This window comes from Shewanella psychromarinicola (assembly GCF_003855155.1).
Classification (GTDB): domain Bacteria; phylum Pseudomonadota; class Gammaproteobacteria; order Enterobacterales; family Shewanellaceae; genus Shewanella; species Shewanella psychromarinicola.
In genome coordinates this window covers 2,344,932-2,365,382 of the sequence record NZ_CP034073.1, presented here as the reverse complement: position 1 = coordinate 2,365,382, position 20,451 = coordinate 2,344,932, and the positions used below count along the sequence as shown (strand labels likewise).

The 20,451-nt window shown below is 41.9% G+C and carries 23 protein-coding genes; 3 read left to right on the top strand and 20 right to left on the bottom strand.

Annotated elements, in window-relative coordinates:
* Window positions 1-124: 124 nt before the first annotated feature.
* From rplS to ffh, 5 genes are all read right to left on the bottom strand, one after another.
* On the bottom strand, window positions 125-481 hold the full coding sequence (rplS, locus tag EGC80_RS10350) for a 50S ribosomal protein L19 (protein ID WP_101034545.1): 357 nt from the start codon (window positions 479-481) through the stop codon (window positions 125-127).
* A gap of 33 nt (window positions 482-514) precedes the next feature.
* A complete protein-coding gene (trmD, locus tag EGC80_RS10345; protein WP_101034544.1) occupies window positions 515-1,261 on the bottom strand; it encodes a tRNA (guanosine(37)-N1)-methyltransferase TrmD in 747 nt (248 codons plus the stop codon).
* 15 nt (window positions 1,262-1,276) lie between these two features.
* Window positions 1,277-1,807, bottom strand: a complete 531-nt coding sequence (rimM, locus tag EGC80_RS10340; RefSeq protein WP_101034543.1) for a ribosome maturation factor RimM — start codon at window positions 1,805-1,807, stop codon at window positions 1,277-1,279.
* 21 nt (window positions 1,808-1,828) lie between these two features.
* Window positions 1,829-2,080: a 30S ribosomal protein S16 gene (gene rpsP, locus EGC80_RS10335; RefSeq protein WP_101034542.1), complete on the bottom strand. Its 252-nt coding sequence runs from the start codon at window positions 2,078-2,080 to the stop codon at window positions 1,829-1,831.
* Window positions 2,081-2,309: 229 nt separating this feature from the next.
* Window positions 2,310-3,683, bottom strand: a complete 1,374-nt coding sequence (gene ffh / locus EGC80_RS10330) for a signal recognition particle protein (RefSeq protein ID WP_124693472.1) — start codon at window positions 3,681-3,683, stop codon at window positions 2,310-2,312.
* 281 nt (window positions 3,684-3,964) lie between these two features.
* Here ffh and EGC80_RS10325 point away from each other — a divergent pair, with 281 nt between their 5' ends.
* Together EGC80_RS10325 and EGC80_RS10320 are read left to right on the top strand one after the other, a co-directional pair.
* Window positions 3,965-4,753 (top strand): cytochrome C assembly family protein, encoded by a 789-nt coding sequence (locus EGC80_RS10325; protein WP_101034541.1) that lies wholly within the window; start codon window positions 3,965-3,967, stop codon window positions 4,751-4,753.
* 153 nt (window positions 4,754-4,906) lie between these two features.
* The gene (locus tag EGC80_RS10320) at window positions 4,907-6,187 is read left to right on the top strand and encodes an HlyC/CorC family transporter (RefSeq protein ID WP_101034540.1); all 1,281 of its coding nucleotides are present in this window, start codon (window positions 4,907-4,909) and stop codon (window positions 6,185-6,187) included.
* Between the two features lie 60 nt (window positions 6,188-6,247).
* Here the strand turns inward: EGC80_RS10320 and EGC80_RS10315 are convergent, their stop codons facing one another.
* The 12 genes from EGC80_RS10315 to rpoE all read right to left on the bottom strand — a co-directional run bounded on the left by EGC80_RS10315 (window position 6,248) and on the right by rpoE (window position 16,821).
* Entirely contained in the window at window positions 6,248-6,769 is a 522-nt protein-coding gene (locus tag EGC80_RS10315; protein ID WP_124012663.1) for an Mpo1 family 2-hydroxy fatty acid dioxygenase, read from the bottom strand.
* Between the two features lie 284 nt (window positions 6,770-7,053).
* Window positions 7,054-7,440, bottom strand: a complete 387-nt coding sequence (acpS, locus tag EGC80_RS10310; protein WP_124012232.1) for a holo-ACP synthase — start codon at window positions 7,438-7,440, stop codon at window positions 7,054-7,056.
* On the bottom strand, window positions 7,440-8,177 hold the full coding sequence (gene pdxJ, locus EGC80_RS10305) for a pyridoxine 5'-phosphate synthase (RefSeq protein ID WP_101034537.1): 738 nt from the start codon (window positions 8,175-8,177) through the stop codon (window positions 7,440-7,442). The genes acpS and pdxJ overlap by 1 nt, the downstream gene beginning before the upstream one ends.
* A 111-nt stretch (window positions 8,178-8,288) precedes the next feature.
* Window positions 8,289-9,002 (bottom strand): DNA repair protein RecO, encoded by a 714-nt coding sequence (gene recO, locus EGC80_RS10300; protein ID WP_164839450.1) that lies wholly within the window; start codon window positions 9,000-9,002, stop codon window positions 8,289-8,291.
* A 45-nt stretch (window positions 9,003-9,047) separates the two neighbouring features.
* On the bottom strand, window positions 9,048-10,052 hold the full coding sequence (gene era / locus EGC80_RS10295) for a GTPase Era (protein ID WP_124012234.1): 1,005 nt from the start codon (window positions 10,050-10,052) through the stop codon (window positions 9,048-9,050).
* Complete coding sequence (gene rnc / locus EGC80_RS10290) at window positions 10,049-10,729, bottom strand: ribonuclease III (protein ID WP_124012235.1); 681 nt, start codon at window positions 10,727-10,729, stop codon at window positions 10,049-10,051. Before rnc ends, era begins: the two co-directional genes overlap by 4 nt.
* On the bottom strand, window positions 10,729-11,643 hold the full coding sequence (gene lepB, locus EGC80_RS10285) for a signal peptidase I (RefSeq protein WP_124012664.1): 915 nt from the start codon (window positions 11,641-11,643) through the stop codon (window positions 10,729-10,731). Before lepB ends, rnc begins: the two co-directional genes overlap by 1 nt.
* A 188-nt stretch (window positions 11,644-11,831) precedes the next feature.
* On the bottom strand, window positions 11,832-13,622 hold the full coding sequence (gene lepA / locus EGC80_RS10280; RefSeq protein WP_101034534.1) for a translation elongation factor 4: 1,791 nt from the start codon (window positions 13,620-13,622) through the stop codon (window positions 11,832-11,834).
* A gap of 333 nt (window positions 13,623-13,955) precedes the next feature.
* Window positions 13,956-14,426 (bottom strand): SoxR reducing system RseC family protein, encoded by a 471-nt coding sequence (locus tag EGC80_RS10275; RefSeq protein ID WP_164839552.1) that lies wholly within the window; start codon window positions 14,424-14,426, stop codon window positions 13,956-13,958.
* Between the two features lie 198 nt (window positions 14,427-14,624).
* Window positions 14,625-15,557, bottom strand: coding sequence for a MucB/RseB C-terminal domain-containing protein (locus EGC80_RS10270; RefSeq protein ID WP_124012237.1), 933 nt, complete (start codon window positions 15,555-15,557; stop codon window positions 14,625-14,627).
* 41 nt (window positions 15,558-15,598) lie between these two features.
* Window positions 15,599-16,216 (bottom strand): sigma-E factor negative regulatory protein, encoded by a 618-nt coding sequence (locus EGC80_RS10265; RefSeq protein ID WP_124012238.1) that lies wholly within the window; start codon window positions 16,214-16,216, stop codon window positions 15,599-15,601.
* A 26-nt stretch (window positions 16,217-16,242) separates the two neighbouring features.
* The gene (gene rpoE / locus EGC80_RS10260; RefSeq protein ID WP_011638383.1) at window positions 16,243-16,821 is read right to left on the bottom strand and encodes an RNA polymerase sigma factor RpoE; all 579 of its coding nucleotides are present in this window, start codon (window positions 16,819-16,821) and stop codon (window positions 16,243-16,245) included.
* Window positions 16,822-17,054: 233 nt separating this feature from the next.
* Here rpoE and nadB point away from each other — a divergent pair, with 233 nt between their 5' ends.
* Window positions 17,055-18,668 (top strand): L-aspartate oxidase, encoded by a 1,614-nt coding sequence (gene nadB, locus EGC80_RS10255; protein ID WP_124012239.1) that lies wholly within the window; start codon window positions 17,055-17,057, stop codon window positions 18,666-18,668.
* Between the two features lie 35 nt (window positions 18,669-18,703).
* On the opposite strand, the gene EGC80_RS10250 is transcribed toward nadB, so the two are convergent.
* The 3 genes from EGC80_RS10250 to nhaR are packed head-to-tail and all read right to left on the bottom strand — an operon-like array spanning window position 18,704 to window position 20,358.
* A complete protein-coding gene (locus EGC80_RS10250; protein ID WP_124012240.1) occupies window positions 18,704-19,120 on the bottom strand; it encodes a protein YgfX in 417 nt (138 codons plus the stop codon).
* A gap of 37 nt (window positions 19,121-19,157) precedes the next feature.
* Window positions 19,158-19,406, bottom strand: coding sequence for an FAD assembly factor SdhE (locus tag EGC80_RS10245; protein WP_101034528.1), 249 nt, complete (start codon window positions 19,404-19,406; stop codon window positions 19,158-19,160).
* A gap of 22 nt (window positions 19,407-19,428) precedes the next feature.
* Window positions 19,429-20,358 (bottom strand): transcriptional activator NhaR, encoded by a 930-nt coding sequence (nhaR, locus tag EGC80_RS10240; RefSeq protein ID WP_124012241.1) that lies wholly within the window; start codon window positions 20,356-20,358, stop codon window positions 19,429-19,431.
* Window positions 20,359-20,451: the final 93 nt, after the last annotated feature.

The following is a 20,451-nucleotide window of genomic DNA, read 5'->3' as shown; positions in this document are numbered from 1 at the left end:
TTATTTTCCGCTCCTGGCGCTTTTTTCGCTTTCTCGATTTTACATTTTTAAAAGCGCCACAAACAAAAACCCGCCTTTCGGCGGGTTGTTGTGCGAACACTGCATCTTTATTCTGTATCGGTAACTATTTTTTAGTTGCCAATTTTTCACGGATACGTGCAGACTTACCTGAACGCTCACGTAAATAGTACAGTTTCGCACGACGTACACGTCCGCGACGCTTAACTTCGATGCTAGCAATTAATGGGCTGTGCGTCTGGAAAGCACGCTCAACACCTGTGCCATTAGAGGTTTTACGTACTGTGAATGCAGAATGCAAACCACGGTTACGCTTAGCGATTACCACACCTTCAAAAGCTTGAAGACGATCTTTCTCACCTTCGCTTACACGTACTTGAACCACTACTGTATCACCAGCACCAAATTCAGGTACATCTGTTTTCATTTGCTCATCGTTGAGCATTTTAATGATGTTGTTCATAATTACTCCATCCTAGTATTAACTGAGCATTGACTATGCGGACTTGTCCGTTTCATTCACGAACTGCGCTAATAAAGTCGTTTGTTCGTCAGTCAGAGCTAGATTTTCAAATAATTCTGGTCGCCTCAAAAAAGTTCTTCCGATACTTTGTTGTAGACGCCAAAGTCTAATTTTTTCGTGGTCACCGCTTAATAGCACTGCAGGTACGTCAAGACCATCCAATAGTTCAGGGCGAGTATAATGAGGGCAATCCAGTAAACCATCAGAGAAAGAATCTTGCTCTGCTGACGCTTGCTTACCTAGTACACCGGGTACTAAACGAGCCACTGAATCGATTAACGTCATTGCCGGTAATTCACCACCCGAAAGTACGTAATCACCGATTGACCATTCTTCATCTACTTCTGTTTGAATAATGCGCTCATCAACACCTTCGTATCGACCACACACTAAAATCAAACGTTCTGATTTAGCTAACTCAGTGACGCCTTGTTGATCCAGCTTGCGTCCCTGAGGAGACAGATAAATCACTTTTGCCCTATCACCTGCAGCTGCTTTAGCTGCATGGATAGCATCACGCAAGGGCTGCACCATCATCAACATACCAGGTCCACCACCATAAGGTCGGTCATCCACAGTATTATGTCTATCATGGGTGAAATCTCGAGGATTCCACGTTTGCAACTCAAGCAGGCCGTTTTTCACGGCTCGACCCGTGACCCCAAAGTCTGTAACAGCACGAAACATCTCTGGAAACAGGGTGATTACCCCTAACCACATATGTTGTACCTCGACTTAGAAGTCAGGATCCCAATCCACTAAAATCTGTTTCCCTTGCAGATCCACCTGTTTGATGAACTGCTCAGGGACAAAGGGGATCATACGTTCCGCTTTGCCGAAGGCATCTTTGGCATTAGCTTTAACCAGTAATACGTCGTTTGATCCTGTTTCCACGATCTGCTCAACAATACCCATGTTATAGCCGTTTATATTGGTCACTTCGCAGCCAATAAGATCACGATGATAGAATTCACTATCATCGAGTTCTTTCATTTGCTCAGGGTTGATCGCAATTTCACAATTCGTGAGCATTTGCGCATCTTCTCTGGTAGCGACACCTTCAAGTTCAGCCACAACAGCTTTACCTTGAAAACGCCACTGAGCGACCTTAACTTCACGCCAAACGCCTTGTTCTTTTATTAGCCAAGGCGAATAATCGAAAATACCTTCAACAGAATCGGTATAGGAAGTGATTTTTAGCCAACCTTTAATACCATGACTGGAGCCTAATTTACCCAGTACAACGAGTTCTTGGTTACTACTCATCTATCTATACCTTATACGCGATTAAGCAGTAGCTTTACGCGCGTCTTTAATCAGTTTTGCAACACGCTCAGATGTTGCAGCGCCAGTAGCAACCCAGTGCTCAACACGATCAAGATCTAAACGTAACGTTTCTTCTTGGCCACGAGCCAATGGATTGAAGAAACCTACACGTTCGATGAAACGACCGTCACGAGCATTGCGGCTATCAGCAACAACGATATTATAAAATGGACGCTTTTTTGCGCCGCCACGAGCCAAACGAATGGTGACCATGCGTTTTATTCCTCTAATGATTTGCTAGAAGCAAAAATAAAAACTGGAACTCCGTGTTCGCGAAGAGTTCCAGAAAGAAAGCGGGAAGATTTTACCTGACTTTTGAACTAATGCAACCAAATCTGATGTTTTTTAACTCACCAGTTTTGTTGCAATAAAGTCAACAGCATAACCTAACCTACTGATTGAATTTAAGATTAACTAATTTTGTACTTGAAAGATGCTGATATTATCGACCAGGTAACTTCATTCCTGGAGGTAACATTCCGCTCATTCCGCGCATCATCTTCTTCATTCCACCTTTTGCAGACATTTTTTTCATCATTTTCTGCATTTGGGTAAATTGCTTCAACAAGCGGTTTACATCTTGAATTTGAGTCCCAGAACCTAAGGCGATTCTACGTTTACGAGATCCTTTAATCAAATCTGGATTTTTACGTTCTTTAAATGTCATCGAATTAATGATGGCTTCCATTTGTCCAGTCATCTTACCGTCTTGAACTTGAGCCAATGCCTCTGGTGGTAATTGCCCCACACCAGGAAACTTCTCAATCATGTTCATCATTCCGCCCATGTTTTTCATTTGCTGTAATTGCTCACGAAAATCTTCTAAGTCGAAACTGCCACCTGATTTCACTTTTGAAGCCAATTTCATCGCTTTGTCTTTATCGACGCCACGTTCAACTTCTTCAATTAAAGACAGTACATCACCCATACCTAAAATGCGTGAAGCAATTCGGTCAGGATGGAAAGGTTCTAATTCATCGGTTTTTTCACCGACACCTAGAAATTTAATCGGCTTACCCGTGATACTGCGAATAGATAATGCAGCACCACCACGAGCGTCGCCATCAACTTTGGTCAAGATGACACCCGTTAAAGGCAACGTTTCATTGAATACTTTAGCCGTATTAGCCGCGTCTTGCCCCGTCATCGCATCAACTACGAATAACGTCTCAACAGGATTGACAGTGGCATGCAGCTGTTTGATCTCATCCATCATGGCTTCATCAACATGCAGACGACCCGCTGTATCGACAATCACCACATCAATGAATTTTAATTTTGCATAGCTTATTGCTGCTTTAGCAATATCAACGGGTTTTTGGCTAACATCAGACGGAAAGAACTCAACTTCAACCTCTGCGGCTAATGTTTCAAGCTGTTTAATCGCCGCTGGACGATAAACGTCAGCACTCACCACAAGTACAGATTTCTTATGACGTGTGCGTAAAAACTTACCTAATTTGGCAACCGACGTTGTTTTACCCGCGCCTTGAAGACCCGCCATCATGATCACAGCCGGTGGTATTGCCGCTAAGTCGAGGGCTTCATTCGACTCACCCATGGCTTTTTCAAGTTCGTTTTGAACAATTTTTATAAAAGCTTGCCCTGGGCTTAAGCTTTTTGACACCTCTTGTCCTACAGCGCGTTCTTTTACGCTGTTAACAAAATCCCTAACAACAGGCAAAGCGACATCCGCCTCAAGTAGCGCCATACGCACTTCACGCAGGGTTTCTTTAATGTTGTCTTCTGTTAAGCGACCACGGCCACTAATGTTTTTTAGTGTGCTTGACAGTCTGTCAGATAAATTTTCAAACATTGGCGGCTCTTTAAGCATATCAATAATTGAGCCCATTATACCCAAGCCACTCTAAATTACGATACTTGCAACACGAAGAACTTAAACACTAATCAACTTTACGTAAATTAATTGCCCCTAAAGGCAGGAAACTGTTAAATTTTGCGTCTTAGGTCACTGCCATATTAGGCCATGATCATGTTAATCTAATACAAATAATGAAAATGTGATGCTTTGGTAGTATTGTTCAACCATCAGGGCGCAGTTTTTCAGCATTAACTACTATGATAGGTTGATTCTAAATGGTTATTTTTTCAGCGGCAGCTATGCTTTTTTACTGCTTAGCGTTAGTTTTAGTGACGAGCCGACTTTTTCACGTAAAAGGGCCGAATCGTAAAGCTGTCATGGTGGCTTCTGGTATTGCCGTTATCATGCATGGTTTTGCACTTTCAAATGCAATTTTTACCGTCGATGGACAAAATTTTAGTTTAACCAATGTGATTTCATTGGTTAACTGGATTATTGCATTAACGTTTACCATTACGATGCCGAAACTTAAAGTCATCATTGTTGTACCCGTTGTTTACGCCTGCTCAATTTTATCGGTAGCGCTTTTATGGTTACTACCACCGCAATATATTATTCATTTTGATTTGCACCCTGAAATTCTGGCTCATATTATTTTATCACTCATGGCTTACAGTGCTTTGATGATAGCGGCAATGTACGCCATTCAACTGTGGTTAATCCAAAATAAACTTAAGAAAAAGCAGATGATGATGAGCCCTGCAATGCCGCCATTAATGACGGTAGAAAAACAGCTTTACCATCTCATCATTATTGGATTTATTTTATTGAGCTTGTCACTCGTGACTGGGTTTATATTTTTAGACGATATGTTTGGCGACGGTAAAGGGCATAAGGCCATATTATCCATGATCGCTTGGATCGTTTACGCGATTATGTTGTGGCAACAATATACTGTTGGCTGTAGAATCCGTACCGCAGTGATATATAGTCTCTCTGGCGCTAGCTTACTTTCACTGGCTTATTTTGGTGCGAGAATTGTTAAAGAGTTGATATTAAACTAATTTTAACCGTTTATAAGTTCATTAACTTATTCTATTGTATTGATAGATTAACAAGATAACTTGACACTAACGGCCAATAATAAATAATGGCCGTTAAATTAATGACAATTCGGCCTGTTGGTCAATTTCACACCACTTCATGGGGCCCCTTTTTTGGACGCTATATCTACCAGCGCACTCCTTATATTCCTTTTGGTTTTAATCGTAATGTCTGCATACTTTTCCGGCTCGGAAACTGCAATGATGAGCCTCAACCGTTACCGCTTACGACACCTTGCGGCTAATGGACACAAAGGCGCGATTCGTGCGTTAAAAATGCTTGATCGCCCTGACCGACTCATCGGGCTCATTCTCATCGGTAATAACCTGGTTAATATTCTGGCATCGGCAATAGCAACGATTATTGGAATGCGTTTATTTGGCGATATGGGCGTTGCGATTGCAACCGGTGTATTGACCCTTGTGATACTGGTGTTTGCTGAAGTGACACCAAAAACATTTGCCGCTTTGCACCCTGAACGTATTGCATTCCCCTCGAGCATTCTATTAGGTTGGTTATTAATCTTGCTGTCACCATTAGTGAAGGCAATCAACCTAATTACTACGATATTTTTACGTTTGATGGGTATAAAAACCGTCAAAACAAATGATGCATTAAGCCAAGAAGAACTGCGCACCGTTGTGCATGAGGCCGGCGCGCTCATCCCACAGCGTCACCAAGAAATGTTACTGTCGATTTTAGATTTAGAAAAAGTCACTGTCGAAGACATTATGATTTCACGCTCAGATATTTATGCCATTAACGTCAATGACGATTTTAAGTTGATTAATAAGCAAGTGGTGCAAAGTCCGCACACCAGAGTACTGGTGTATCGAGACAATATTGATGATGCTGTAGGATTTATTCATTTACGTGATGCATTGCGCTTGCAATCAAAAGAACAATTCAGCAAGTCATCATTATTACGTGCGGTCAAAGAATTGTACTTTATTCCTGAAGGCACACCACTAAACGTACAATTGACTAATTTCCAACAAAATAAAGAACGCATTGGGCTTGTTGTCGATGAATACGGTGATATTCAGGGTTTAGTAACCTTGGAAGATATTCTGGAAGAGATTGTCGGTGACTTTACAACCTCGATGCTTAGCACTGCCAGTGAAGACATTAATATCCAGCAAGATGGTAGTTTCATCATTGATGCCACGATTAACATTCGTGATCTTAATAAAGAAATGAAATGGAACTTGCCGATTGATGGTCCCAAAACCTTAAACGGTCTGATTATTGAATTCCTCGAAGAGATCCCAGTAGCAAATACTAGTTTACGCATAGTTGATTATCAAATAGATGTCATCGATGTTGCGGATAATATGATTAAAACAGTCAGAGTGTTACCGAGTAATTTACAGCTCATTGATGATAACGAATAGGTTATCACTTATAAAAAAGGCGCAGCATGCGCCTTTTTTATTGCGGTTAATGCCTCATCGCTAACGATGACGTTTAGCCTCCAACGCACGGCGTTTTTCATGTGCTATTGGGGTTATTTCGGCGGCTAACTCTTTTTCCAAACCTAGCATAAAATACAATTCTGCCATCAAGAAAAATGGTCCTATCAGTAGTTGATTGAGATCATCCATAAAAGCAGGCTTAGCTTTTTCAAACTTATGGCCAATGAACTGAATAATCCAACCGATCACAAAAATACCCATGGCAATCATAAATGGGTGTGAAGTATGAACAACCTGCTCGGTGGTATATAACACCGGCAAAATAAACAAGACTAGACCAAGTGCTAAGCGCATGTGAAGCGCCATGTAGTAGCACAACACCACCACAGCTAATATCATCGCTAGACTGACTTGATAATCTTGCCATGCAAAGCGAAGTGTCCCCAGCATTAGAAATGCCGACCAAACAATCATCGGCACACCAACAAAATGCGTCTTTATATTTTGTGGGTTTAAGTGCACACTTTTATAAGTTGAAAGTTGTTCTACTGCCGATTTCATCATTGCTCCATATCTTTATGATTATCACGAATATCCAAGCTCATATAAATGTCCCTATTCGATACTAATGTTAATTTAGCTTATTTACTGAGTAAATAACATCATAAAACATTTGTCGCTTAACCTTGATGCAGGCTTAGATTTATCCCTGAAGATTTGAGACTGAAGATTTAACACTGAAGATTTAGGGCTGAAGATTGACTAAGATTACTGCGGATGGCAGCTATGGGAATGGTTAATTTCTAGGCGGTTCATTGTTAACGATAGTTAGTCAGCCGATGGCGCTAATCAGCTGACTCTAAAATGACGGTTGCGATGGCATAATGTTTTTCATCAGCAATAGACAAGTGACCTTTTACACCACCTAACAAAGCTAACCTTTTGGCAGCCCCCTCAGTGAAGGTCACCAAAGGTGCACCATATTCATCATTGCTGGTGTGAATATGCTGGAATGATACGCCACGTCCAATCCCAGTACCTAAGGCTTTGGCAGCAGCTTCTTTAGCAGCAAAACGCTTAGCAAGGTAACGCTCCGGTAATGTAGAAGCGCAATACACAGCTAACTCAGCTTGCGTTAACACCCTTTTGGCCAGTTTGTCACCCAAGCGAGTTTGTTGCTCGCGAATGCGCTCTATCTCAACAATATCAGTCCCAATTCCCACAATGGCCATTACTCGCCTCTACGCCCAGCTTGCATCAATGCTTTCATGTCTCTAACGGCAGTGTCTAAGCCATCAATTGCCGCCCTTGCTATGACAGCATGACCAATATTAAGCTCATAAAGCTCTGGTATTGCCGCAATCGCTTTAACATTATGGTAATGCAAACCATGACCGGCATTGACGACCAATCCTTGGCTATGGGCATACTTTGCCATTTCGATGATACGAGCTAATTCAACAGCCTGTTGTGCATCGGTTTTGGCATCTGCATAACAACCCGTATGAATTTCGATATAGGGTGCACCAGAAGCAACGGCGGCATCAATCTGGCTTTTATCAGCATCGATAAACAATGACACTTTAATGCCTGCTGCGGCTAAACGGATGACGGCTAAACTAACCTTCTCTAACTGACCAGCAACATCAAGACCACCTTCAGTCGTCAGCTCTGCACGCTTCTCTGGCACTAAACAAGCGTAAGCAGGTTTTATATCACAGGCAATGGCGATCATTTCTTCCGTGACAGCAAACTCAAAGTTCATTCGCGTTTTCAATGTTTTTGCTAACAAATACACATCACGATCTTGAATATGACGTCGGTCCTCACGTAGATGTATAGTAATGCCATCTGCACCAGCATGCTCTGCCACTGCCGCGGCGTGCACCGGATCGGGGTAGTGAGTACCGCGAGCCTGACGCAGTGTCGCGATATGATCGATGTTAATGCCTAACAGTATTCCGCTCACATCGAGCTCCTTAAGGTAATAAATAACACAATAACGACATATGCTCACCAAGGTTTAGACACGAATGAGATCGTGCTCGGTTTGCGTATTCAGTTTACGAAATTCTCTATACTAATCGGCTTTCTTAGCGAACAATTGCCTACTTAATAGTGGCTTATTACCCAGCAATGGCGTCAGTAAATACCGCATTAACCCTTTGGCTTGATTAAACTGTTCAGGTTGTAAATCTTGCGATGCCAATGCTAGCAACATTGAGCCAGATAAACAGCCTTTGCCATGAGAAAAAGATGACGCTTGGGTTGTTACCACAGGGATAAAACCACTTTGTGCAATAAACCGATAGTGACAACGGCAATCTAATGAGTCACCTTGAGTGTCATGGGCAAGAGATGGCAATGCACCTAGCTCTAATAACAGTGCCATTTCAAAATAACGCAGGTGACTTGAGCAAAACTGTTTGGCTAACGCCAGTAACGCACGGTGATAGTCTAAAAATAACCCTTCAGCTTGGTGTTCCACCGATAATAGACGAACCAATAACTCGTTTAGATAAAAACCAGAATACAGACTATTACCACTTAAAGGTATAGCTGGTGCTGCTGATTCAATTTGGGTAATGGTTTTTAAACCTAGGTTTCTGGCTTCCGATTGAGCACTAAATTGGATTATTAGCGGTTGAAAAGGTTGTAAAATACTTTTAATCGACCGTTTACCTGAACCGACTCGAGTGATGGCATCGACACGTCCAACGCCCTCGACCAGCAAATTAACAATCACGCTCGATTCTCGAAATTGACGATGATGAAGCACATAGCCACGTTTCATGGTGGCCATGCCTAAAAGCAAATAATCAAAAATACTAAAGACGATTTAGTCTTCGCCATAACCTAGACTTCTCAATGCGCGTTCGTCATCAGCCCAGCCAGATTTCACTTTCACCCATACCTCAAGAAACACTTTATTATCAAATAATTTTTCCATGTCGAGTCGGGCTTGAGTGGCAATAGTCCGAATTCGCTCACCTTTATTACCAATGACCATACGTTTTTGGCCTTCACGTTCAACTAAAATCAACGCGTTGATTTGGTAAACACTATTTTCCATCATTTTAAACTGTTCAATTTCTACTGTCGCATCATATGGCAGTTCGTCGCCTAGAAAACGCATCAGTTTTTCACGGACAATTTCTGATGCCATAAATCGTTGCGAGCGATCAGTCACATAATCTTCAGGGAAGTAAAATGGCGCTGCAGGTAATGATTCTCGTGCCATATCTAAAATGCGCTGCACGTTGGTGCCTTTGGTGGCTGATATTGGCAAAATCTCATCAAAATCAAACTTTTTAGCCAATTCAGTTAAATAAGGGAATAATGATTCTTTATCTTTAATATTATCAACTTTATTAATGGCTAAGATGATTTTACGATCATCATTACGATGTTGGATTTTTTGTAACACCATCTCATCATCGGCAGTCCACGTCATGCCATCCACAACAAAAATAACCATAGCAACATCGGCTAATGAACTGGCAGCAGCACGATTCATTAAGCGGTTAATCGCGCGTTTTTCTTCAATGTGCAGGCCTGGGGTATCAATAAATACAATTTGACTTGGGCCATTAGTATGAATGCCCATAATACGATGACGAGTCGTTTGGGGTTTTTTCGACGTGATACTGACTTTTTGGCCAAGTAACTTGTTTAAAAGAGTCGATTTTCCCACATTAGGACGACCGACAATGGCTACCATGCCACAATAGGTCACATCGTATTTCGCCGTGGCGATTGGTGCTGCTTGGTTCATCCTTGCCAGCAGTTCATCTAAGCTAGGTTCTTGGCTATCACCTGCTGGCAAGTCTGTTTTCTTGATCATTTATTCAGTAGCTCCAATACCTGAGCTGCAGCAAGCTGCTCAGCTTTTCTTCTTGAACTTGCCACACCAGTGACAACTTTATCTAATTCACTAATTCGACATTCTACCGTAAAGGTTTGGTCATGAGCTTCACCGTCTACCGCTACAACTTGGTAATCAGGTAATGGCTTTTTAAAACCTTGTAGGTGTTCTTGCAAAATTGTCTTCGGATCTTTTTGATTAATACCCGGTTTTATCTCAGCTAAACGCTCTTTATACCATGATAGTAATAGCTTACGGCAAACTTCAATATCAGCATCGAGGTAGACCGCACCAATAATGGCTTCTACTGCATCAGCTAAAATAGATTCGCGTCTAAAGCCACCACTTTTGAGCTCACCTGGGCCTAAATACAAATAATCACCCAGTTTGAATTCTATGGCAATTAATGTCAGCGTGTCACCTTTAACCAAGGTGGCGCGCATGCGGCTTAAATCACCTTCAGTCGCCTTTGGAAACTGATGATACAAGGCATCTGAAATGGCTATCGACAAAATCGAATCGCCTAAAAACTCTAAACGCTCATTATGTTTATTTGCTGCGCTACGATGTGTTAGTGCTTGGATAAGTAATTCAATATTACTAAATTCATAACCTAAAGTACGGCACAAACGCGGCAAATTTTTAATGGGTTCCATCAATGTATTCCACCTACTCTATCAAAACGCACGCCGGTCGGTACCCACGTCGGTAACCAATCACTCGGCTTACTATCAAATTCAAAACTAATCCAAATGGCGACAGCTTTTCCGACAAGATTTTCTTCCGGTACAAAGCCCCAAAAACGACTATCGGTACTGTTATCGCGATTATCACCCATCGCAAAATACATGCCTTTAGGCACCAAAAACTCACCCACAGGAAGGCCAGCTTGAGGATAAAAGTGTTGTCTAAAATCAGGACGTGACGGGTTCATCAAAATATCATGCTTAACGTCGCCTAATTGCTCACTTAACCGAATAAGCGGCACATTATCCTGGCTAAACTCACCCCGATTAATTTCAGTATGAGCAATGACTCTTGGTGCTGGGCAATCGATGCCTGTGTCACACGGACCTTGGATCATTAACTGTTTATTACGGTAAATAATTTTGTCACCCGGCAATCCGACTACACGCTTTATATAGTCAATTTTTGGGTTTTCTGGGTATTTAAAGACAAAAACATCGCCGCGTTCTGGCTCACCAATTTCAACGAGTTTACTGCGCCATACTGGATCGCGTAACCCATAACTAAACTTCTCTACCAGAATAAAATCCCCCACCAACAATGTTGGCATCATAGAACCCGATGGGATTTGAAATGGCTCATAAATAAATGACCGTAAAATCATCACAAACGCGATCACCGGAAAAATAGAATGCGCAGTTTCAACTAGCACAGGTTCACGAATGATTTTATCGATGGCATCGGCACTCAACTCCGTCGAATTGGCATGTGCAACTAATAAATTTTCACGGCGTTTAGGCGCGAAAAAAACCACATCAATTAACCAAATAAGACCGCTGACTAAGGTTACGAGCACTAAAATAAGCGAAAAATAGGCTGCCATTACTAATTTATCTCCTGCTGGGTGTGTTGGATCCATATGGCTTGAGCCAAGGCTTAGAATAACTCAATCAAGTATGGTGATAAACGTACAAACATTCACCCAGTTGAGTGTTACATAATATATCGTGAAAATAACGATAACGCCGCAATACGCGGCGTTATTCTGCACATTAACTTAATTAATTATTATTAATTATTTAGCTTCAGAACCGCTAAAAATGCCTCTTGTGGCACCTCTACGTTACCGACTTGCTTCATGCGTTTTTTACCTTCTTTCTGCTTGTTAAGCAGTTTTTTCTTGCGCGAAACGTCGCCACCATAACACTTAGCGGTAACGTCTTTACGCAACGCTTTAATGCTTGAACGAGCGATAATCTGACTGCCAACAGCGGCCTGAATCGCAATATCAAACATTTGTCGAGGGATCAGCTCTTTCATCTTATCAACCAAAGCTAAACCACGATGACGAATATTACTGCGGTGAATAATCATCGCTAACGCATCAACACGATCGCTGTTGATTAAAATATCTAATCGCACCATGTCCGCAGGTTCAAAGTGAATAAAGTTATACTCTAATGATGCATAACCACGACTCGTTGACTTAAGACGGTCAAAGAAATCCATGACCACTTCAGCCATCGGTAAGTGATAAGTAACCGCCACTTGATTACCGTGATATACCATATTAGTTTGTGAACCACGCTTTTCAATACACAAGGTAATCACGTTACCTAAGTATTCTTTTGGCACTAATATATTGGCTTCAACAATCGGTTCACGAATTTCTTCGATGTTGTTCAGCGCAGGTAAATCCGATGGATTATCAACATAAACAGTTTCACCACTGTTCATAATAACTTCGTAAACTACGGTGGGAGCTGTGGTGATCAAATCGAGATCGTATTCGCGCTCTAAGCGCTCCTGCACAATCTCCATGTGGAGTAGACCAAGGAAACCGATACGGAAACCAAAACCTAACGCGGAGGATGTTTCAGGTTCAAAAAACAGTGATGCGTCATTTAAACTTAATTTATTCAACGCATCGCGGAAGCTCTCATATTCATCGGTAGAGATTGGGAATACACCGGCATAAACCTGCGGCTTAACGCGCTTAAACCCAGGTAGAGGTTTATCTGCACCATTTTTTGCATGGGTCAAGGTATCGCCCACTGGCGCACCATGAATTTCTTTAATACCAGAAATCACATAACCCACTTCACCGGCACGAAGCTCTGTTTTGTCTTTTTCTTTTGGTGTAAAAATCCCGATGCGATCGGCGTTATAGTTTTGTCCTGTGGACATCACTTTGAATTTGTCACCTTTCTTAAGTACGCCATTCTTAATACGGACTAAAGACACTACACCCTGATATGCATCAAACCATGAGTCGACAATCAGCGCTTGTAATGGTGCAGTCTCATCACCCTCTGGAGGTGGAATTTTGGCAATAATTTCTTCTAATACTAAATCAACACCCACCCCTGTCTTTGCCGAGCAACGCACTGCATCGATGGCAGCAATACCAACAATATCTTCAATTTCAGCGGCGACACGGTCAGGTTCAGCCTGAGGTAAGTCAATTTTGTTTAATACTGGAACAACGTCCAAATTCATCTCTAGTGCGGTATAGCAGTTTGCTAATGTCTGAGCTTCTACGCCTTGACCAGCATCAACCACTAACAATGCACCTTCACAAGCAGCCAGAGAGCGTGAAACTTCATAAGAAAAGTCTACGTGGCCAGGTGTATCAATGAAGTTAAGTAGATAAGTTTTACCATCTTTTGCATGGTAATCTAGGGTGACACTTTGGGCTTTAATCGTAATGCCACGCTCACGTTCTAGATCCATTGAATCTAAAACCTGTGCAGCCATTTCACGGTCAGTTAAGCCGCCACATACCTGAATAAGGCGATCGGATAAAGTTGATTTACCATGGTCGATATGGGCAATAATCGAGAAGTTTCTAATGTGTTTCATTATGCTGCAATGACTACTACTAAAATGATGAAAATTAAGGTGACAAAGTGTACCTGATTAGGGGGGTAATACCAATCAGATTAATTAATAGTATCTGTTTGGGTATATTTATTGGTCATAAAAAGCAGTTTTTAAGCATCTCTTGATGGGATTAATGGCTAGATCAGCATACTCTTAGTTCGATTGAGCAGAATTAGTTCGATTGAGCAGAATTAGTTCGATTGAGCAGAATGCTAGTGCGATTGAGCAGTATGCCTATCGTTAATGATCATTCAAACTGCACCGAAAATATATCGTCATAATATCTGATGAACAATCACTAATGACCCCTGACTAACGAGTCGCGCTAATAATCCCTACTTCTTGGCCTAAATAGGTGATGATCACAGGCGTAGCGAGTGCTTCAAGTTGGGTAGCAAAGTGTTTGCCGACAAACCATGCTACCAACGCCCCTGAAGCCCCAAAAGCCATTGCAAAACCATTGGTACTTAGCCCTAAACCCGCGGCCAGCATATGCCCAATAATGGCCGATAGAAACATGCCTAATAATGGCAACAAATAGACTAATGCAGCCGCCTTGATGATCACACTTTCAGGCAAGCCAATTTTAAGCAAATCACCGCTACGGCAAGGTTTATCACTGGGTAATGAAAAACGCTGAGTATGAACCGAAAAGGCCTTGGCGATGGTTGAAGTACCGCAATTTTCACTGCTGGCACAATGATTACAAGCACTTTTTAATTCTACTTCAACGGTGACCCAGCCTTGTTGATAATCAACCACGCGGGCAATTTCTTCCATCATTGAAGAAGTAGATGACTCAGATATATGCTTATTCATTTAACACACTCGACCAATAAATATGTTGGTATTTTAGCACAATGACCATCATTGGCTAAGTCAGTTATTGCCTAAGCTATATCGCTCATGGCTCATCATAAAAACACGTAAGCCGCAACACAATAGCATCATGTCACGGCTTACAAATCAATAAGCTAAGGTTTATTTCAACACTAAACTATTGGCAATTTTGTCTAAGGTCTCTGAAGGCACTTTACCAATAGCAACCACCTCAAGCGTACCGACTTTAACAACGACCATAGATAACCCATTACGAATAAGTAATTCATTCGGCATTGGATTGTCTCCCGCTCGCGCAACATAAACAGAAATATTAGCCAATCCGTCTGTTAAGGCAACATACTCAACGGGCTCGTGACTACCAATCAACCGATGATGATCGCGAACAACGACATCAAATCCTTCTGGTAACCAAGTAAATTGCCAGTTTTTGCCATCAGTGCGTTCCGCTTGGTTCATTACTGCTGGCCACTCTTGCTTTGCGGCTTCAATTAAAATTTTCGCAGGCTCGGCTAATTCAATCAGCTCAATGACCATGGTTTGTTCAAGTAATTGTTTGTCTTTATTAAGGGTATCAAAACGTAATGGCAGATAAGTGTCCATATCGATCCACACTTGAGCGTCATAACGATTATCATCATTAGCCAATAAACGGATCATTTGCCCAGGGCGTCCAGCAATACGTCCGCGGCCACCTTTTACAAATTGGTAGCCTTTTTCGAGCTGGTGTAAGTCTCCCGCTAAAGCAGCAGGCCAAATCCCCTGAATACGAGGGGCTTGAACGCTATAAGCCGATTGGTCATGTTCTATAAACGTAACCGTATTACCCACTCTAACAGCACTTTTAGGCGGGCCATTTAGGTATTCAAGTAATGCGATTTCTTTATTATCGACAATGCCATGAATGTAAACAAGCGGACGAATATGATCGGCTTGTAGCTGAATAATAGAGGTTTTAAATTGCTTAACGCGCATTGCTTGGCTCATATTATTAAGCCAAGCTTTAGCAGATAAATCATCTTCAGCGTGTGTTGGAAAGGTTAACACTAACAGTGCTAGCAGGATAAGGCGCAAGCTAACTCCTAAAATGGTAAGACAAGGTTTCTGCCGATGGATTATGGATTTACCGCAGCATCTTGCACGCGATTATCATCAACAGCAACACCTGGGTTTAAACGTTGTTGCAGCATGTGATCTTGAATATAAGAATTAATACGGCGACGCTGTTCTATCACTTGTTGATCAGAATAATTTTGTTGATTTTTCACTGCACCAGTTTGATAACTTACCGGAGACACACTACCCACTAAAGGACGTGTCATTAATACTGGCAATGGTGACTCTGGATCATTACTTTGATCATAGTTTTGTACTCCAACAATGGCAACCATGGCAACCGTTGCAGCAATAGCATATTGGCCAAACTGTTTGAAAAATGGTACCACGTTTGAACCCGATGCAGCTCGCTGTTGTGTTCCAGCTTGCTCGGCTAATTCACTCTGCTTGGCTTGAGGCGCTATAATTGTTGGCTCAAGCTCAATTGCTGCTGCGATGCTAGCAAAAAGGTCTAAGTCAATGGTTGCCGGTGTCTCACCGCGCATTGCATCGCCTATCATGTGATAGCGTTGCCATTCATCATGTGAATCAACGTCAGCAGAAAGTTGTGCCAATGTTTTATCATCAACTTCGCCATCAACTGATGCAGATACCCACTCTTGACTTGATTTAAGCATTATTCACCTATCTAAGATTAAGGCTATTACTTTTCCAGCAAAGGCTGGAGCTGTTTGTCGATTGCTTCTCGAGCACGAAAGATTCGAGATCTTACCGTACCGACGGGACAATCCATTATATTGGCAATATCTTCATAACTCATTCCCTCTAGCTCTCTGAGCGATATGGCCATTTTTAACTCTTCAGGCAGAGTATCGAGCGTATCAAAGATCACTTTACTCATTTGATCTTTCATTAGTAATCGCTCTGGTGATGCAAACTCTTTTAACGCATCACTGCCTTCATAATATTCTGCATCTTCTATATCGACATCGTTTGCAGGTGCTCTGCGCCCTTGCGACGTAAGATGGTTTTTTGCAGTGTTTACCGCAATGCGATACAACCAAGTATAAAATGCACTTTCACCCCGAAAATTGGCTAACGCTCTATAGGCTTTAATAAAGGCTTCTTGTGTCACATCCGCAACATCCGCTTGATTGCGCACATATCTGGAAATTAAACTCATCACTTTATTTTGGTACTTCAGCACTAGCAGGTTAAATGCGTTTTTATCGCCTTGCTGCACTCGCTCAACTAATTGTTGATCACTATATTGTCCACTCATCCGAGCTGACTACTCCTAAATCTGTCACACTGATTACTCAGTCGCTCGAATCCTGTTCATATAAATAGACCTACTGATATGAAGAAAGTTCGATATTGAATTAAAAAAAGTTAATTTATTTTACTTATAAATAAAATATATAAGCAAAATCAAATAAAATACGCTGTAAAAGTACCCTGCTAAAGAAATTTGTTTTACTATGATCAAACCACTAAACCATATCATGATACCTGATGAAACAAGCAGTTGAACACCAATCTGACATTTTGGTCATCGGCAGCGGCGCTGCAGGACTAACTTTAGCACTACATCTTGCTGAAAAATCAAAAGTAATTCTTCTTTCTAAAGGCCCACTATCAGAAGGGTCAACCTTGTACGCCCAAGGTGGAATTGCATCTGTTTTTGATGAAGATGACACAATTGAATCACATGTAAACGACACCTTAATCGCTGGAGCTGGATTATGCGACAAATCTGTAGTGACATACACCGCAGAAAACGCAAAAAGTGCAATGGAATGGTTAATTAATTGTGGTGTCGCATTTGATAAAGAAGAAACCGTTACCGGTGACGATAGCACAGCCCATTATCACTTGACCCGTGAAGGTGGACATAGCCACCGGCGCATTTTACATGCTGCTGATGCCACCGGTAAAGCGGTGCAAATTACATTACAACAACAAGCTATCGATCACCCAAACATACAAGTACTAGAACGTTACAATGCGATTGACTTAATTACCACGCGCAAATTGGCTCGCCCAGGTAACAGGGTGCTTGGTGCTTATGTATGGAATCGTGATGAAGAACATGTTGAAACCATCAGAGCAAAATTTGTTGCGTTAGCAACTGGCGGCAGCTCAAAAGTGTACCAATACACCTCTAACCCCGATATTGCCAGCGGTGATGGTATTGCGATGGCCTGGCGTGCGGGTTGCCGCATCGCCAATATGGAATTTAATCAATTCCATCCGACATGTTTATTTCACCCCAACGCCCGAAACTTCCTATTATCAGAAGCGTTACGCGGTGAAGGTGCGTATTTACGTCGCCCTGATGGCAGTCGTTTTATGCCTGACTTTGACGAACGAGGTGAACTCGCCCCTCGCGATATTGTCGCCCGCGCCATTGATTATGAAATGAAACGCTTAGGATCTGACTGTGTCTATTTAGACATAAGCCACAAACCGGCGGACTTTATCATTAAGCACTTCCCGACCATCCATCAGCGTTGTCTAACATTCGGAATCGATATTACCAAAGATCCTATTCCTGCCGTGCCAGCGGCACACTATACCTGCGGCGGCGTAATGACGGATCTTCATGGTCAAACTGATATTAATGGCTTATATGCCATTGGTGAGGTGGCTTACACCGGCTTACATGGTGCCAATAGACTGGCGAGTAATTCATTACTGGAGTGTTTAGTCTTTGCCCGTGCAGCATCACAAGATATCGAAGGTCTGTTACATAAGATTCCTATGCCTAGTCCAATACCGATGTGGGATGAAAGTCAGGTGACTAACTCTGATGAAGAAGTGGTTATTGCCCATAACTGGCACGAGCTGCGGCTCTTTATGTGGGATTACGTTGGCATAGTGCGCACAGACAAACGTTTAGAGCGGGCACTAAGAAGATGTTTGATGCTTCAGCAAGAAATTGAAGAATATTATTCAAACTTCCGAGTCAGCAATAATCTATTAGAACTGCGTAATTTAGTCCAAGTCGCGGAGTTGATTATTCGATGTGCAATGGAGCGAAAAGAAAGTCGAGGCCTACATTATAACGCAGATTATCCTGATCAAATCGATAATCCTAAACCGACAATATTGCAGCCAAGCCGTTAAACACTATCAAGATTAAACCAGTCTGAATGGCTCAATTATTGGCTCAATAACAGGCGACACAGAGTACGATATGCTGTGTCGTCTACCATATCACTCCACACCAGCAATAGCCGACGCTCTTCGGTTTTAGTGTACTGCAAAAAAATGATGCACAGTAATGGGCTAATAAACGGTTTTTTACAAAGCTTGACGTTATCCGATTGACCCTCAACACCATATAATAAGGTGCCAGCCTGTTTGTTGCCCAGAGACAACAAGCAACGCCAGCGAGACACTCTGCGCCATTCGAAAATGAAAATCAGTATTGTGGCAATAAAAAGTAACGTTTGGATAATTTGGTATATCAGGGAGGGATAACTGGGCCAAGCTAAAAAACTGCTTAACACAACCGCTAATGAGACGATTAACGCCCCACGCTGTAAAAACGAAGCACTCAACGCAAATTGTTGCATTTGAGTGCTCGTGTTGAGCAAGGAGTCAATCGGCGGGTTAAGGTGCTGCTCTTCCACGGACTTTGACTATCATATCAGCTAGCAGTGGATCTTGGCATTGTTCATGCCCCATAAACCAAGCAAATAATTCAGGATCTTCACATTCTAATAAACGAATAAAAGTATTTTTATTTTCGTCTGTCATTGCTTCATATTGGGCTTCAATAAAAGGTTGAAGCAACACATCTAATTCTAACATTCCGCGACGACATGCCCAGCGTACACGCGCTATATTCATTAATTCCAACACAAATCTCCTGATGTCAATATCACAAGCTAGTTATACGGTTGCCTAAATCTTTTATGGACTGATCTCGTCCAGCAAATAGATCACTAAAATCCGTTGCCAGCAATGACTTTACCGCCGGATGTTGGATCATTCGCTCGGCGAACATCACATGGTATTCTTCTTTTATATCGGTTGTTTCACCAAGTAATACCATACCTTGTGACAGTATATCATGACGATAAATAGACGGCGCAACAAAAATACCTCGATTAAAATAACCGAAAGCTTTCATCATTTCTGCATCGTCAAACTCGCCTAAAATACTCACATTAAGATTTTTTTCGGCGAACCAACCATGTAATTGTTGTCCCAATGACGTTCGTTTACCCGGGATCAGTAATTTTCGCTGTTCAAGACAATCAGGAAACGGTAATGAGATAGGTTCAGCAGAGAAGAAGCTCACACCGCACTCACCTAGTTTTTTCGACAAAATCTCAGGAAACTTCAATGAAGCGCCAGCACAATCCGATAAAATCATATCCAGTTTATGCTCACGTAAACGCTCAATAAGGCTATCGTGAGTTGATTCATAACACGCTAAATTTACCGAACCATCGTTAGGAATAACGGTTAACAACACTCGACTCACTAAGGCCTTAGACAATGCATCAGCAATCCCTACCTCGAACAACAATGAATTATCTTTTTGATAATTAAGGATATCGAGCATTTCATAGCTAAGGCTAAACATCTTATCGGCATAACGAAAGACTAACTCGCCCAGTTCAGTGGCCTCCAAGTTACGTCCTACACGTTTAAAAACCGCCCCTTTCAATCTTTGTTCCAATGAGCGTATCTGACCCGTAATCGTCTGAGGAGCAAGGCATAATACTTCAGCGGCTTTAGTCACAGAGCCTTTCTTTTGCACCATCCAAAAATAATATAAATGGTTATAATTTAAATGCTGCATAGTAATAAATAACCTAACAAAATCACTACAACCAAATATGATTGATTAAAAATAATATTGAACAATACGCAGTGTCTATGCGGCGTATTGTTC

What these genes read in the sequence shown, in the direction of transcription:
- rplS (WP_101034545.1), bottom strand. Translation starts at nt 481, where the DNA reads ATGAACAACATCATTAAAATGCTCAACGATGAGCAAATGAAAACAGAT.
- trmD (WP_101034544.1), bottom strand. Translation starts at nt 1,261, where the DNA reads ATGTGGTTAGGGGTAATCACCCTGTTTCCAGAGATGTTTCGTGCTGTT.
- rimM (WP_101034543.1), bottom strand. Translation starts at nt 1,807, where the DNA reads ATGAGTAGTAACCAAGAACTCGTTGTACTGGGTAAATTAGGCTCCAGT.
- rpsP (WP_101034542.1), bottom strand. Translation starts at nt 2,080, where the DNA reads ATGGTCACCATTCGTTTGGCTCGTGGCGGCGCAAAAAAGCGTCCATTT.
- ffh (WP_124693472.1), bottom strand. Translation starts at nt 3,683, where the DNA reads ATGTTTGAAAATTTATCTGACAGACTGTCAAGCACACTAAAAAACATT.
- EGC80_RS10325 (WP_101034541.1), top strand. Translation starts at nt 3,965, where the DNA reads ATGGTTATTTTTTCAGCGGCAGCTATGCTTTTTTACTGCTTAGCGTTA.
- EGC80_RS10315 (WP_124012663.1), bottom strand. Translation starts at nt 6,769, where the DNA reads ATGAAATCGGCAGTAGAACAACTTTCAACTTATAAAAGTGTGCACTTA.
- acpS (WP_124012232.1), bottom strand. Translation starts at nt 7,440, where the DNA reads ATGGCCATTGTGGGAATTGGGACTGATATTGTTGAGATAGAGCGCATT.
- recO (WP_164839450.1), bottom strand. Translation starts at nt 9,002, where the DNA reads ATGAAACGTGGCTATGTGCTTCATCATCGTCAATTTCGAGAATCGAGC.
- era (WP_124012234.1), bottom strand. Translation starts at nt 10,052, where the DNA reads ATGATCAAGAAAACAGACTTGCCAGCAGGTGATAGCCAAGAACCTAGC.
- rnc (WP_124012235.1), bottom strand. Translation starts at nt 10,729, where the DNA reads ATGGAACCCATTAAAAATTTGCCGCGTTTGTGCCGTACTTTAGGTTAT.
- lepB (WP_124012664.1), bottom strand. Translation starts at nt 11,643, where the DNA reads ATGGCAGCCTATTTTTCGCTTATTTTAGTGCTCGTAACCTTAGTCAGC.
- lepA (WP_101034534.1), bottom strand. Translation starts at nt 13,622, where the DNA reads ATGAAACACATTAGAAACTTCTCGATTATTGCCCATATCGACCATGGT.
- EGC80_RS10275 (WP_164839552.1), bottom strand. Translation starts at nt 14,426, where the DNA reads ATGATGGAAGAAATTGCCCGCGTGGTTGATTATCAACAAGGCTGGGTC.
- EGC80_RS10265 (WP_124012238.1), bottom strand. Translation starts at nt 16,216, where the DNA reads ATGCTTAAATCAAGTCAAGAGTGGGTATCTGCATCAGTTGATGGCGAA.
- rpoE (WP_011638383.1), bottom strand. Translation starts at nt 16,821, where the DNA reads ATGAGTGGACAATATAGTGATCAACAATTAGTTGAGCGAGTGCAGCAA.
- nadB (WP_124012239.1), top strand. Translation starts at nt 17,055, where the DNA reads ATGAAACAAGCAGTTGAACACCAATCTGACATTTTGGTCATCGGCAGC.
- EGC80_RS10250 (WP_124012240.1), bottom strand. Translation starts at nt 19,120, where the DNA reads ATGCAACAATTTGCGTTGAGTGCTTCGTTTTTACAGCGTGGGGCGTTA.
- nhaR (WP_124012241.1), bottom strand. Translation starts at nt 20,358, where the DNA reads ATGCAGCATTTAAATTATAACCATTTATATTATTTTTGGATGGTGCAA.